Source organism: Rosistilla oblonga, from assembly GCF_007751715.1.
GTDB lineage: Bacteria > Planctomycetota > Planctomycetia > Pirellulales > Pirellulaceae > Rosistilla > Rosistilla oblonga.
On record NZ_CP036292.1, the window covers coordinates 4,712,805 to 4,726,828 of the forward strand.

Below are 14,024 nucleotides of genomic sequence, written 5' to 3' on the forward strand. Positions count from 1 at the left end.
CAAGAAGTCGCTACTCAAGAAGTTGCTACTCAAGAAGTTGCTACTCAAGAAGTTGCTGCCAAAGAAGTTGCCGCTCAAGAAGTTGCTGCCAAAGAAGTTGCCGCTCAAGCGACACCTGCAGCAACTGCAAAGAGCGATCCACAGCCTGCAGCAGAGCCAGCAAAACCGGCGAAGCCAGCCGATCCGCTGTTCTCCGAACTGGAGCTGAGCCAAGAGGTTCAGCAAGCGGTAGCCAAGTCTGGATACGACAAACCGACTCCGGTTCAGGCTCAAATCATCCCACACATGTTGCAGCGTCGCGACCTGCTGGCACAATCGCAGACCGGAACCGGCAAGACAGCCGCCTTTGCATTGCCGATCCTATCGCAGATCGATCTCCGCGCTCCGACACCACAGGTTCTTGTCCTGGCACCGACGCGCGAACTGGCGATCCAAGTCGCCAAATCGTTCTCGACTTACGGAGCGTTTATCCCCGGCTTTGGCGTCTGTGCAATCTACGGCGGACAAGACTACGAACCACAGTTGCGACAATTGCGACGCGGTGTCCAGGTTGTTGTCGGCACGCCCGGCCGCGTGATCGACCACATCAATCGCGGCACCCTGAAGCTCGACGGCATCCGTTGTTTGGTCCTGGACGAAGCCGACGAGATGCTGAACATGGGCTTTCTGGAAGATGTTGAGTTTGTACTCAAACATGCTCCCGACGAGCGACAGATTGCACTCTTCTCGGCAACCATGCCAACTCCGATCCGAATGATCGCCGACCGTTACTTGAACGATCCGGCAAAGATCACGATCAAGAAGCGGACGATGACCGCGGAATCGATTCGGCAGCGGGCCGTATTTGTTGCTCAACGCGACAAAGTCGATGCATTGACGCGGATCTTGGAAGTGGAAGAGACCGACGGCGTGATCGTCTTCACTAAGACTCGCGACGCGACGATCACGGTTGCCGAAGAACTGACACGCCAAGGCCTGGCAGCATCGCCGATCAACGGCGACATGCCACAGAAAGTCCGCGAACGAACGATCGAACAACTGAAGTCGGGGCAGCTCGACATCTTGGTAGCGACCGACGTTGCAGCTCGCGGACTGGATGTGCAACGCATCAGCCACGTCTTCAACTTCGACCTGCCTCACGACAGCGAATCGTACGTGCACCGAATCGGCCGCACCGGGCGAGCGGGCCGCAGCGGCGAAGCGATTATCTTCTTGTCGGGCAATCAGCGTGGCAAGTTGCGAATGATCGAACGCGCGACAAAGCAGCAGATCGAAGTCATCGATCTGCCAAGCACGGCCGACATCAACGCGGCGCGGGTCAAACGGTTCAAGGACCAAATCACGGCGATGACCGCTGATCACGACCTGACGATGTTCAAAGACCTGTTGACCGAATACGCCGAAGAGACCAACAAGTCGATGGACCAGATCGCAGCCGCTCTGGCGCAACTGGCACAACAAGGACGCCCCTTCCTTGTGAAGGATCGTCCTAGAAAAGAACGAGCCCCCCGAGGCGAAGAGCGCGGACGCGGCCGACGCGATCGTTTTGACGACGATTCGTTCGATCGCTCCGAACGACCACGACGCAGCGGCAAACCGGGCCGCCAACTTGGCGCTCCCGAGCCAGGCATGACACGTTACCGCATCCAAGTTGGATGGCAGGATGGCGTCAAACCAGGCAACATCGTCGGCGCGGTAGCCAATGAGGCTGGAATCGCTGGCGACTGCATCGGTGCGATCCAGATCAACGACCGCTTCAGCACGATCGACCTGCCCGAGGGAATGCCCAGCGATATCTACCACACGCTGTCGAACACTTGGGTCTCGGGAAAGCAGTTGCGTCTGCGTTTGGATAGCGATGGCGACTTCGAAGGTGGCGGCGGTCCACGCAAAGACTTTGGAAAAGGGAAGTTCAAAGGGAAACGCAACGGCCAAGGCTTCTCCGGCGGCGGCAAACCCGGCTTCTCCAAATCGCACTCGGGCAAACCGTTTGCTGGCGGCAAGAGCAAGAAGCGCAAAGCCAAAGCGTAAGCTGAATGCTGTGAATGAATAAACAAAAAGGATGCGTCGGCGATCGCCGACGCATCCTTTTTTCGTTTCGAGATAACCGATTGCCTAATCGGTTTCAAATCGCCAGCGGATCAAACGCCGCTAGGTTGTCGCTGCCGCTTCATCGGCCTCTTTTCTACGCGCAATCGCCACGCTGCAATGGGCGTAACGAAGCACGTAACGCGAGACGCTGCCCAATAGGATGCGATTCAAGATATTGCGGTGATGATCCCCAGCGATGATCAGATCGCATTGATGGCGATCCGCATATTTGACCAACGCTTCGCCGGTGTGCCCATCGACAAGAATGGCCGTCTGGATATTTTCGATCGTCCCTTCGGCAAGCTTAAGGATCTCGTCGGCGTGCTGCTGGCTAGTATCGCGTTCCTGCTGCCAGTGCTGGTCCATATGTTCGATCAGATCCTGCCGGTAGAGGGTCAGGTCTTCGATCACATGTACTAGATGCAACTCAGCGTCCGCGGGCCACTGGATCGCACGCAGAAGATCGATCAATTGCGTGTCGTCTTTTGAACCATCCAATGCCACCATGATGCGTCGCGGCGGTTGCTCGGCAGCCTCGGGCTTCGGAGGGCGAACAACCAACACACTGCTAGCGGTATGCGTTGCGACAAAGTCGGAAACGCTCCCCAACACGACGCGTTCCATCATCGATTTCCCGACCGCTCCCATCACGATCAGATCGGCGTTCCATTTGTCGGCTTCGCTACGAATTTCATAGCCCGGGGGCCCGACGACGAGATTGGAAACTGTCGAAGCGGTGCGATTTTCAAATCGACTGCAGACCGCATCGAGGTGCTTGCGAAGCGCGACCTCTTCTTCTTGCATCACCGACTGAACAACCGCCGGCAACCCTGAAAAACCGACCGATGCGGTGACCGGAACGCTGCTCAATACATTCAGTTCGATCGGCTCGGAAAATTGCAACTGATGCAAATAATCAGCGGCCGCATCAGACGATTCCGATCGGTCGCTTGCCAGTAAAACACGCATTGCTTCATGCCTCTATGCAGGTGGGAGACTCTAGGTTTCGTCATTGTCGCACGTTCTAAACTGCGCGGCTAGCGGCGCAGCCGATCGACGAGGCGATTCGTTCGCACACCGCTTCTCGCCTCGCAGCCCCGACGACTCACCCCAGTCGCGATGGTCGCACCACCGAACTGCCGCAGCTAGGATCGGTAAAGGCTCACGAACACGCTCGGCGGGTGTTGGTTTTCTGCTGGAAGCGGGGAACTCGATTGTTCACCCCCGGTTAAGTTCTGTTACAATCGGACAAGCGGCGGTGCGCTCATTCGACGCAGCACTGGCGAATGATCAGAACATCTTTCTGTGGCTTGAGAGACGAGGCATTTTTATATGAGTAACACCCAGCAGTTCGGCACGACGACGGTAGAAGACGACGCGGCCGAGAGCCTGCCAGTCGCGACGGGGTTTCGCGGCATGCTGCACGGCTTTGGAGCGACGGGTGTTTCGATGCTGATTCACATGCTGATCCTGCTATCGCTGGCGTTGATCACATTTGACAATCCGGTGCAGGTGATCTCTCAGATCTTGGTAGTCCCCACGCCCACAATCGAAGATCCGCCGGTGGAGATCGAACTCGAACCCGAAGTCGAAATCGTACAACCCGAAAACGTCGCCCTGTTTACCGCGGCACCGGCGATGGGGATGACCAGCAACACGCCCGAAGCGATCAGCAAACCCAAGCTAGACCAGACATTGGTTGCCAAGGCGAACACCTCCAAAATTTCGATCGATGCGCCCACCGTGGCGATGCCCAGCAGCATGTCGCTGATCGCTGCGGTCCCCGATGGCGAAGTAAAAGGGGAATCTCGAGACATCGTCGACAGCTACCAGCAAGCGATCGACCGGATGTCGCAAGAATTGATCTGGATGGTCGACAAGGGTCCCGTCTTGGCGATCTGGTGTTTCGATCAATCCGAAAGTATGAAAGACGATCAAAAGGAGATCCGCGATCGGATCGACAACGTCTATGAACAACTCGGGTTGGACGATCGCGTCGGATCGGGCAGCGATGCCCTGCTGACCGCGGTAACCAGCTACGGCGAACGGTTTATCGATCACACGCAGCACAAACCGACTCACGACCGCGCCAAGATCCGCGGCGCTATCGATGCGGTGCCGATCGACCGAAGCGGTAAAGAGATGATGTGCGCGGCTGTTGGAACCGCGATCACGACCTATCGCGATCTCACGCGTCGCGGTCGTCAGATGGCGCTGATTTTGGTCACCGACGAGAGTGGCGACACCGGGAACAACGACGTCTACATGGAAAAAGCGATCGAGGTCGCCAAGGCGGCGAAGTGCAAAATTTTTGTCCTCGGTCGCGAGTCGGTGTTTGGGTATCCCTATGCCTACATCCGCTGGAATCATCCGCAAACAAAACGAACTCACTGGTTGCAGGTCGATCGTGGCCCCGAGACCGCGTTTCCCGAACAACTGCAGACCGATGGGTTCCGACGCCGCCACGATGCGTTCAGCAGCGGATTCGGGCCGTACGAACAGTCTCGTATGGCGCGGGAGACGAACGGTATCTTCTTTATGTTGCCAAGCGTCGAAACGAACCTCGTCGGTGCGCACAAAGAAAAATACGAACTCGACGCCTTACGTCCCTATCGCCCCGATTTGCGAGCTCGCGTCGAAGCGTTTGCTGATCGCAAGCAGTTCCCACTGCGGACGCTGATTTGGCAGGTGATCCAAGACCTCAATCCGCACCAGAAAGGCGCGCAACAGGCTGTCGAATTGCGAGTGGAGTTCTCGACGAAACCGCCGGAATTTGTTCAACAGGTCCGGCAGGAACAGGCCAAAGCAAAGATGCATCTGCAGTACATGGCCAGAGCCGAGAAGACGATGCTTGAGGGGAAGAAACTTCGCGAACAGGAAGCCGATCCGCGTTGGCAGGCGAACTATGACCTGACGCTCGCCCAGTTGATCGCCTACCAAGCTCGAGTCTACGAATATGGCGTTGCGCTGGAAGAATTCCTTAAAAACCCCAAGACAGCCGCTCCAATGAAAGGCGGCAAGGTCTTTGTGCACTGGGATATCTACACCAACAACAAAGTCAGAACCGAAGACGCGAAGCCGTACATCGAGCGAGCCAAGACGTTATTTAACGAAGTCGTCTCCACACATCCCGGATCGCCTTGGGCGGCGCGGGCAAAATGGGAACTCGCACGCGGTTTTGGCGTCGATTTACGGGCGGACTACCACACGCCAGTCGTCGATGTGAAAAACCCAACCCCGATCCCCAAACTATAGATCGACGGTGGTCGTCAAGGTTGATTGCACAGGAAGCCTTGGTCGGGATATCATGGGCTGATCATTCCGCAGATTCGGTCGGTCGATGGATTCAGGAGACAGGTTAGATGCCGTTGTTCGAAATAGAAACCAATGCCCATATCATCATCACATGGGCAGCAGATGAAGATGCCGCCCACGCGGTGGTGGTCGACGCCTATCCGACCGATACGGTGATTCGGATGACCAAGCGTCCCCGCGACAGTTGGGTCATTTCCAAGGGCGCTCTGGGGCTGACGACGACCCCATCTCTGGATCCATGTGTCACGGCTCGCGATTGCCTGGCCAAATCCTCGGGAGACAAAGTCCACGCGATTCGACTGTATATGAACCAAACCGGCACCGATTTGGACGCCGCCCGGAAAGTCATCGAATCGAACATGGTCATGGGCTGGTAGATCGGCTGTTAAAAGCTAGTACACCGCATCTTCCGCTGCGATGAGGATTCCGAGTTGTCGATCATCTTATCGCGACAGCCATCTGGCCCGCCGAACTCGTCTCCACTCCGGTTGTTGCTGCTGTTATTGTGTTGCTTGCCGCTGGTTGGTTGCGATGGCTGCCGGCGAACAGACGATCCGGACGTTACCGACAAGCCTCCGGAGCCTGAAATCGCTGTTGGCATCTTGCGAACGATGCCCGCTCACGCCGAATCGCCAGTCAGTTACGTAAAGCCAGGGCATTGGGCCGCCGCTTACCAAGATCTCAAAGCGACACGCCAAGACCATCGCGGGGCGTTGCAAACCGAATCGCTCGCGACCGACGGCCGCAGACTGCCGGTCGGCAAAACCGAATACAGCTTTCTCTTCTCTCGCCCCGCGGCATTGGTCAAAGGCCAACAAAAGCGATTTGATCTGCAACTCTACGTGCCGCACCACAGCGAGCAAACGCAGCGGGGGACGCTGTTGCAAAGTTCCTTTGCGTCGCGTCAAGGAAGCCTCTTCGATGGCATCCAGTCGCGGCTCAACACGATGCCCGCCTACCAATACTACTTTGTTGTCCTCACCTCCAGGCCTGCCGACTTCGCCTATATCGGCGACGACGACTGGCAGCGAATGCGGTCGGATGAACTATCCGATAGCGAACAGAACATCCACTATCGGTTGGTTGCTCCAAGCACCGAAGGAGTCGTTCCAATCCCCAATAGCTTTCTGCAATGGACATCGATCGCTTACGTCTTGTGGGACGATTTAAGCCCCGAAACGTTAACCTCCGACCAACAGCAGGCGCTGCTCGACTGGGTCGCTTGGGGCGGGCGAGTGATCGTCAACGGCCCCGCATCAGCCGCCAGCTTCCGCGGAACTCCTCTGCAGACTCTGCTGCCGATCGAAGCAGCCGACAGCAGTGAATTGAGCGGTGAGCAGATCGCGCCGCTGCTGCAGGCTTGGCAAGTTCCCGACGACTCTGCAAACGCATCCAACGGCGATACGACAGCGACGGTTGTCAACCAATTGGCGTCCGTCGACTCGATGCCAGGAGCAGGTGGCGCGAAACGCGATGGCGCACGCGAAGTCGACGGGACCAACGACCTCGTGCTCGAAAGGAACACTGGTCGAGGCAACGTGGTGATCACGAGGTTCGATCTGACGGCCGGCTGGTTGCGGAAATGGCCAGCCGCGTCGGGGTTCTACAACGGCGCGTTGCTGCGGCGGCCGCCCCGCGATTTCGAACGGTTGAATTTTGGAGTGCAGACTGTTTTTGCCGACGGTTTGCAGAAACAGACGCGCAATCCACAGCTCGTCTCGGGGCTGCGAATCCTCAGCCGCGACATGTCGTTTGCTGGCGGGACCGCTGCCGCCATCGAAGACTCGCGTCCGACGAAGACGCAGGAATCTAGCTGGATCAGCAGCCGGTTCGATCCCGATGTCGCCGGAGGTGTCGCCGCCTGGAACGAAAAGAGCGGCGTGTCGTCGGTCGCCCGCAACGCCTTACAAAAAGCTGCGGGGATTTCGATCCCTCCCGCTCGCTTTGTCGCCCGCAGCCTAATCTGGTACCTCGCTATTCTGGTCCCCCTGAACTACATCATCTTCCGCCTGCTGGGGCGGCTCGAGTGGGCCTGGATCGCGGTCCCCGTAATCGCTGCTGGCGGAGCGATCTGGATCGCGAGGCAAGCGCAACTGGACATCGGCTTCGCCCGCAGCCGCAGCGAGCTCGCGCTGCTTGAAATCCAAGGCGGCCACGACCGCGGCCACCTGACCCGGTACATGGCTTTGTATAATTCATTGAGCACAACCTACGAAGCCGACTTCGACACCCGCGAAGCTCTGCTCGCGCCGGTCTCGATGAGCAGCAACCCAACCGAGGCTCAACAACAGATCCAATTCCGCACCGGATTCAGCTCCGGTGTCCAGGTCCAAGGGCTCAACGTCCCTTCGAACAAGACTCAGTTGCTGCATGCGGAACAGATGGTTTCGCTGGGCGGCGTGCTCTCGATTTCCGATGACGAAACCACGCTTCACAACGACACGGTGTTCGAATTCGATGACGTATCGGTGGTCCGTCGCAACGACGCCAACGAACTCGAATCCGCTCCGCTGGGGCCGCTGCAAGCTGGCGAATCGGTCCGACTGAACTTTCAATCAGCCGGTGCTGCGGTGGCCTTGGGAACCGACATCCCCGAGGACTCCGCCGACCTGATGCGGATCGTCTTATCTGAACACCAATTGCCGGCGGGTGAGATCCGCCTGATCGGCCGAATCGCAAGCGAACTGCCAGGCTGCCAAATTACGCCTCAGGCCTCCCAGACGCAGGCACAAACCGTCGTCCACGCAACGCTCCGCTATCCGCCCCTGCCGACCGCCCGCCCCGATCTGCGAATGCGGCCCGAGGTGCAGGTGGAAGGGGAAGATTTTGGCCTGCCAGCGGAACAGTAGCATTTGGGTTTTCGATCGATTATAAACGCCAGTGCTTCTCCCCCATTCCTGGAACCCTCTGACGCCTAGGCGGATGTGATGAATCGTGCTGCGTTTTCGATCTTCTCGCAATTTTGTTTGCTCTGCGGCCTCGCTTCGATCGCCGTCGCACAACCTGGCAGCGATGGCCGGATGTCCAAAGAGTTCATCCCTGGCGAAGCGATCGCGATGATCCAAATCCATCCGCGAGCGATCCTGCAAGATCCCGCGATGCGTTTGGCACCGATCGAAGTCGCATCGGCGGCTGGCATAAACTACGTCGGAATCGACCCGATCGATGTACAGTCGGTTCGTCTTGTATTTGGCATGCCGGGCCCTGGCGGTCCTGAGTTTGGTGTCGTGGCGACGCTCGACAAACCGATCGCGATCGAAAGCCTGAATCCCAATGTGATCGACCGCGAGAACAAACGCGACGTCGACGGAAAGACATTTTATGCGATCCCCAACTCGCCGCCCAACGCCGTCCTGCATCAAATCAGTCCAACGCAATTGATCTTTGGTACCGAATATTTCGTCACGCAGATGGTGTCGGATCGGATCACCGGCGGCCCGCTAGCTCACCTGGCCAGCCAGACCGTCGACAACGGACAGGCTCAGGCGCTGATCGTGGTCGAACCGATCCGCCCGATCTTGTCGGGATTCGTGAATCAGGCGTTGCTGCAAGCGCCCGAGGAGCTGCAAGATTTGAGCCGATTGCCCGAACTGCTCGATTCGATCGAACTGCGGTATGCGGCTAAAACCGGTTTCGCTGGCGACATGACACTCAACGCCAGCGACGATGTTTCAGCCGAAGAGATGGAATTGGTGATCGAGCGGACGCGTCTATACGGTCGCGATACGCTACTGCAATCGATTCCACAACTGTTGAATGAAGAAGGCCCCGTGGCCGATTCGATGCGAGCTTATGGCGTCCGCCTGACCAACACGCTGTTCGACATGATCCGCCCCAAAGCCAAGGGCCGCAGTATCGTGATCAACACCTCCGACATTCAGGTCGACGTCGCATCGGCTGGCATGCTGGTCGGGCTGCTGCTGCCCGCGGTCCAAGCGGCTCGCGAAGCGGCCCGGCGAATGTCCTGTTCAAACAATCTGAAGCAGCTTGCGTTAGCGGTTCACAACTATCACAGCGTGTATAAAAAGCTGCCTTCGAACATCGTCGACAAACAGGGAAAACCGCTGCTCAGCTGGCGCGTGGCGTTGCTGCCGTATCTGGAAGAGAACGAATTGTATTCGCTATTCCGGCTCGACGAGCCATGGAACAGTGCCCACAATCTCCCCTTGGCCGAGCGAATGCCCGCCTTGTTTGCTTGCCCTAGCGGTCCTCAGCTTCCGGGCAAAACAGCCTACCAAGTCCCGCTGGGCGAGAACCTTTCGATGTTGTCCGATACCCCACTCCTATTCCGCGACATCATCGATGGAACCAGTAACACCGTGATGATGGTCGAGACATCGCCGGAGTTGGCTGTCGATTGGACCGCTCCGGAGGATTGGACCTACGACGCCAACGATCCGCTGGGCGGTTTGGGAGGCCATCATCCCGGCGGCTTTCATGTTTCGATGCTCGATGGATCGGTACGGTTTGTGACTTTGGAAATCGATCCCGAACTGTGGTACAAACTGCTCACGCGGAACGGCCGGGAAGTTGTCGAGCCTTTCTAATTTGAACTCAATAGTGAACCGAACCAGCGCGGTTCGGATTTTTACGGCAAGCTCACCATGCTCATTCGCGATGCGGTCCAATCGGATTTGGATGCCATCTTCGAGATTTTGAATCACGAAATCCTTACCGGCGTCAACACCTTCAAATTGGATCCGCTGTCGCCCGCGCAACAGCAAGCGTGGTGGCAACTGCACACCGCCGATGCGTTTCCCGTCTTGGCAGCGGAAGACTCGGCGGCGGCGTTGATGGGCTGGGCGTCGCTCTCGCCCTGGTCGCTGACCGCCGGCGGATACCACCGGACCAGCGAAGTGTCGGTCTGGATCGGTGAACCTTTTCGCGGCCAGGGCGTCGGGAAAGCACTGTTTGCCGCGTTGATCGACCGAGCCCATCGGATCGGACACCGCGTGCTGCTGTCGAAAGTCGAAGCCTCCAATCAAGCCAGTCTCGCGTTGCATCACAGGTTTGGGTTCCGCGATGTTGGTATCATGCATGGTGTGGGAGACAAGTTCGACCGCGAATTGGACGTCGCTATTTTGGAACTCGACTTGCGACGCTCGAACTAACTTGTCTCTAAACTACGTCCCAACCTTCCCACCCGCCTACTCACAGGAACTCTAGCGCTCGTGACTTCAATCATCCCCACCCCGCTTACCGGAACGCCTCTGCCGCGTCGACTCTTCTCAACACTTGCCCTTGGACTCTGCTGTCTCCTGACGAGCGCGGCTCCTTCATTAGGCGAAGATCCCGCATCGGATAAGGCGACGCCCGCGGCTGTTGTCCCCAAAGATCCACAGCAGTTCCATCTGTTCCTGCTAGTCGGACAATCGAACATGGCCGGGCGAGGCAAGGTAACCGCTGAGGACCAAAAGACGGACCCGCGAGTTTTGATGTTCGACAAAGCCAACCAGTGGGTTCCGGCCAAAGACCCGCTGCATTTTGATAAGCCTGGAATCGCGGGCGTTGGGCTCGGGAAGACCTTTGCGTTGGACTACGCCGCCGATCACCCCGGCGTCACCGTCGGCCTGATCCCTTGCGCCGTCGGCGGATCGTCGATCAACGTCTGGAAACCGGGCGGCTTCCACAAACAGACAAAGTCGCATCCGTGGGACGATTGCCAAGCGCGAACGCAACTGGCGCTTCCAGCGGGAAGCTTAAAAGGAATTCTGTGGCACCAGGGAGAATCGGATGCGGGAAAATCATCCGCCCCCGGCTACCAAGAAAAACTTCACGATCTTGTCGCTCGGTTTCGCGCCGACCTGAAAGCTCCCGAGGTTCCCTTCCTGGTTGGCCAACTCGCCCAGTTTCCCAATCGGCCCTGGAGCGATTCAAAGCGGTTGGTCGACGCCGCGCATCGCAGTCTGCTCGAATCGGTCCCCTTCACTGCCTTTGTGCCCAGCGATGGCCTGACACCGAAAAGCGACAACGTCCACTTCGACGCCGCTTCGATGCGCGAATTCGGGCATCGTTATTACAAGGCGTACCAAGGGTTGCAAGTAAAATAGAAACCGCCGCGGCGCGAGATGCACTCCGATACGGCTGCCCGATCGAAACCGAACAATCGGTGATGATGGGCAAGCCGTATTGGGATACGTCCGATACCTGAAACTGAAAAAAAACGAACTGCCCCGAGGGGCGAAGATCGGCGAGCGGTGATCGTTCACAGCTTGCGTTACACTGAAAGATGGGATGCAAGCGCCGCCCCATCACATTTCCTTGAAGGATACAAACAACACGTGCGAGACGAGCAACGAATTGAAAGTTTAGCCAGCGAACGGAGTGTGCTGGTGCGTCTGCTGCTGCCAAGTCATAAATCGGAGGTCGACCCGCTGGCTGAGCTGACGGGATTGGCCACCACCGCGGGAACCGACGTGGTCGGAGGCCTCGTGCAGCGACGCGACAAACCCGACCAGAAGACGTTCATCGGAAAGGGAAAGGTCAACGAACTCAAAGGCCTGATCGATCAATTCGAAGCCGACGTGGTGATCTTCGACAACGATCTCTATCCCGGGCAGACACGCAATTTGGAGCAGGCGCTGCATACCAAAGTGATCGACCGAACCGAGTTGATCTTGGATATCTTCGCCTCCAATGCCCAGACCTATGAAGCTCGGCTGTCGGTCGAACTGGCTCAGCTGGAATATTCGCTGCCGCGGCTGAAACGGATGTGGACTCACCTGTCGCGTCAATCGATGGGCGTCGGCATGCGTGGCCCGGGTGAAACGCAGTTGGAAGTCGACCGCCGATTGGTCGAAACCCGGATCCATGAACTGCGGGAATCGCTGCAGAAGGTCGAACGCCGACGCGAGCGTCAGGTAGCCGCCCGCAGCGACAACGCCACGGTTTCGTTGGTCGGTTACACCAACGCCGGCAAGAGCACGTTGATGAATGCGTTGACGGGAGCGGATGTCGAAGCGGCCGACAAATTGTTTGCGACGCTCGACACGCGGACCCGACGCTGGCAATTGATCGGATGGGGCCCGGTTTTGTTGAGCGACACGGTAGGCTTCATCCGCGACCTGCCTCACCGCTTGATCGCCAGTTTTAAAGCGACGCTGGAAGAGGCCCGGCAGGCGGAGTTGTTGTTGCACGTGGCCGATGCCAGCAACCCAGCGGTGCTGGATCAAATCCACGCCGTTTACAAGGTGCTCGAAGAGATCGGCATCGAAGAAAAAGATACGCTGCTGGTCCTGAACAAGATCGATGCGATCGAATCGCGACAGCTGTTGGAACGGATCGTCGATCGGTATCCCAACGCCCTGACCTGTAGTGCCAAAGCGGGGATCGGTTTGAAAGAACTCTCGCTGGCCGTCGGCGACGCCCTCAGCCGCGAATTCTTGGATTTGCATGTCGACATCGATCCGGCCAACGGCAAACTGCAAGCTTATCTAAGCGCCAAGGGAGAGGTGTTGTCGCGCGAGATGACATCGGAGGTGATCACGGTTCATTGCCGCATGCCGCGGAAGACCTTGGGTGAGATTCGACGCACCGCGTTGCAGGTTCGCAGCGGCGACAGTCGCCCGCTGCCGCCGGAGCCTACCGAAGACGACTTTCGCCCGAGGAAAAAGAACGAGACAATCGAGTCTGAATAAAGCGATCGCTGCAGCGCTGGAGCAATTAAAATTGCCGCGCCGCTGCGTCACCCGCTCTCCCGATTCCATCCCAACCCTACAAATTGCTGATGAATTACCAAACAACCGCGCGGCAAGCCTGCCGAGTTCCCTTTTGTCTCACCGCTGCTCTGATGATCCTGACCTGCGTCGCTTGCGCCGGTCCGTCGTCGGGTCCGGGGCCGCGCGATCCCGATGCCCCCACCGATTTCACGAAAACCGAAAGCGGTCTGAGGTATCGGATCTTGCGCGCTGGCGACGGAGCGAAGCCGGTCACAACCGATGAAGTGACAGTCCACTACCGAGGCTGGTTGGACGACCAAACGATCTTCGACAGCTCCTACAAACGCGGCGCCCCGGCAACCTTCCGCTTGGATCAAGTTGTTCCCGGTTGGACCGAGGGGCTGCAGTTGGTCGACGAAGGAGGAATGATCGAATTGACAATTCCTTCGCACCTGGGCTACGGCGAAGCGGGAGCCGGCGGAACAATTCCCGGCGGTGCGACGCTGCACTTCATCGTCGAACTGATCAAAATCAATTGATCTAGCAAACGCGAAACAGCTCGCGGAGTCGTGATTCGGCGGAGATCGATTCGCCGCCATCGGCTTCGTGAGCCGCGAGCTTGTCCAACACGACGTCGAGAGCTTCGGCGGGCGAAAGCTCCGCAGCCTTGGCGGCCAACAATCCGGCAAAATCAGCGACGGTGCGGAGTTGTTCCAACTCGGGATCGTCGAATTCGACCATCCATTGCAGCTCCAATTCGACGGCGATGACAGCGATCTTGCTGCACGCGTGCGAAACGTTCAGCGTTTGCTGGATCGAACGGCCGAGCGATTTCAGGGAAAATCCGCAGGCGGAGCACTGAGAGTTCAGCGAGACCAGTTCGCTGATCGGGTAATGTCCTCGATGACCACACTGGCAATCGAAGGGCATCGGATCTTCAAAATACATCGCTCGACCAAG

Annotated in this window: 11 protein-coding genes; 9 read left to right on the plus strand and 2 right to left on the minus strand. The window is 57.9% G+C overall.

Translation table 11 applies throughout. The annotated features are described in order from the left end of the window. Positions 1-204 precede the first annotated feature (204 nt). Positions 205-2,031: a DEAD/DEAH box helicase gene (locus CA51_RS16590; RefSeq protein ID WP_476705542.1), complete on the plus strand. Its 1,827-nt coding sequence runs from the start codon at positions 205-207 to the stop codon at positions 2,029-2,031. A gap of 120 nt (positions 2,032-2,151) precedes the next feature. Here CA51_RS16590 and CA51_RS16595 read toward each other — a convergent pair whose 3' ends face one another. Continuing rightward, complete coding sequence (locus CA51_RS16595) at positions 2,152-3,060, minus strand: universal stress protein (RefSeq protein ID WP_145122350.1); 909 nt, start codon at positions 3,058-3,060, stop codon at positions 2,152-2,154. 363 nt (positions 3,061-3,423) lie between these two features. Between CA51_RS16595 and CA51_RS16600 the strand changes: the two genes are divergently transcribed. From CA51_RS16600 to CA51_RS16635, 8 genes are all read left to right on the plus strand, one after another. Next, positions 3,424-5,346, plus strand: a complete 1,923-nt coding sequence (locus CA51_RS16600) for a vWA domain-containing protein (RefSeq protein WP_145122351.1) — start codon at positions 3,424-3,426, stop codon at positions 5,344-5,346. Between the two features lie 107 nt (positions 5,347-5,453). After that, a complete protein-coding gene (locus CA51_RS16605) occupies positions 5,454-5,783 on the plus strand; it encodes a DUF6793 family protein (protein ID WP_145122352.1) in 330 nt (109 codons plus the stop codon). A 234-nt stretch (positions 5,784-6,017) separates the two neighbouring features. Continuing rightward, the gene (locus tag CA51_RS16610; RefSeq protein WP_145122353.1) at positions 6,018-8,255 is read left to right on the plus strand and encodes a hypothetical protein; all 2,238 of its coding nucleotides are present in this window, start codon (positions 6,018-6,020) and stop codon (positions 8,253-8,255) included. 78 nt (positions 8,256-8,333) lie between these two features. Then, on the plus strand, positions 8,334-9,953 hold the full coding sequence (locus tag CA51_RS16615) for a DUF1559 domain-containing protein (RefSeq protein ID WP_145122354.1): 1,620 nt from the start codon (positions 8,334-8,336) through the stop codon (positions 9,951-9,953). 57 nt (positions 9,954-10,010) lie between these two features. Continuing rightward, positions 10,011-10,517 (plus strand): GNAT family N-acetyltransferase, encoded by a 507-nt coding sequence (locus tag CA51_RS16620; RefSeq protein ID WP_145122355.1) that lies wholly within the window; start codon positions 10,011-10,013, stop codon positions 10,515-10,517. A 60-nt stretch (positions 10,518-10,577) separates the two neighbouring features. Next, on the plus strand, positions 10,578-11,456 hold the full coding sequence (locus tag CA51_RS16625) for a sialate O-acetylesterase (protein WP_231745744.1): 879 nt from the start codon (positions 10,578-10,580) through the stop codon (positions 11,454-11,456). A 231-nt stretch (positions 11,457-11,687) separates the two neighbouring features. Next, a complete protein-coding gene (hflX, locus tag CA51_RS16630; protein WP_145122356.1) occupies positions 11,688-13,043 on the plus strand; it encodes a GTPase HflX in 1,356 nt (451 codons plus the stop codon). Positions 13,044-13,195: 152 nt separating this feature from the next. Next, on the plus strand, positions 13,196-13,603 hold the full coding sequence (locus CA51_RS16635) for an FKBP-type peptidyl-prolyl cis-trans isomerase (RefSeq protein WP_231746200.1): 408 nt from the start codon (positions 13,196-13,198) through the stop codon (positions 13,601-13,603). 1 nt (position 13,604) lies between these two features. Here CA51_RS16635 and CA51_RS16640 read toward each other — a convergent pair whose 3' ends face one another. After that, entirely contained in the window at positions 13,605-14,012 is a 408-nt protein-coding gene (locus tag CA51_RS16640) for a hypothetical protein (RefSeq protein WP_145122358.1), read from the minus strand. Positions 14,013-14,024: the final 12 nt, after the last annotated feature.

Excerpts from the sequence above, each read along its gene's own strand:
- CA51_RS16595 (WP_145122350.1), bottom strand. The coding sequence starts at position 3,060 with ATGCGTGTTTTACTGGCAAGCGACCGATCGGAATCGTCTGATGCGGCC.
- CA51_RS16600 (WP_145122351.1), top strand. The coding sequence starts at position 3,424 with ATGAGTAACACCCAGCAGTTCGGCACGACGACGGTAGAAGACGACGCG.
- CA51_RS16605 (WP_145122352.1), top strand. The coding sequence starts at position 5,454 with ATGCCGTTGTTCGAAATAGAAACCAATGCCCATATCATCATCACATGG.
- CA51_RS16610 (WP_145122353.1), top strand. The coding sequence starts at position 6,018 with ATGCCCGCTCACGCCGAATCGCCAGTCAGTTACGTAAAGCCAGGGCAT.
- CA51_RS16615 (WP_145122354.1), top strand. The coding sequence starts at position 8,334 with ATGAATCGTGCTGCGTTTTCGATCTTCTCGCAATTTTGTTTGCTCTGC.
- CA51_RS16620 (WP_145122355.1), top strand. The coding sequence starts at position 10,011 with ATGCTCATTCGCGATGCGGTCCAATCGGATTTGGATGCCATCTTCGAG.
- CA51_RS16635 (WP_231746200.1), top strand. The coding sequence starts at position 13,196 with ATGATCCTGACCTGCGTCGCTTGCGCCGGTCCGTCGTCGGGTCCGGGG.
- CA51_RS16640 (WP_145122358.1), bottom strand. The coding sequence starts at position 14,012 with ATGTATTTTGAAGATCCGATGCCCTTCGATTGCCAGTGTGGTCATCGA.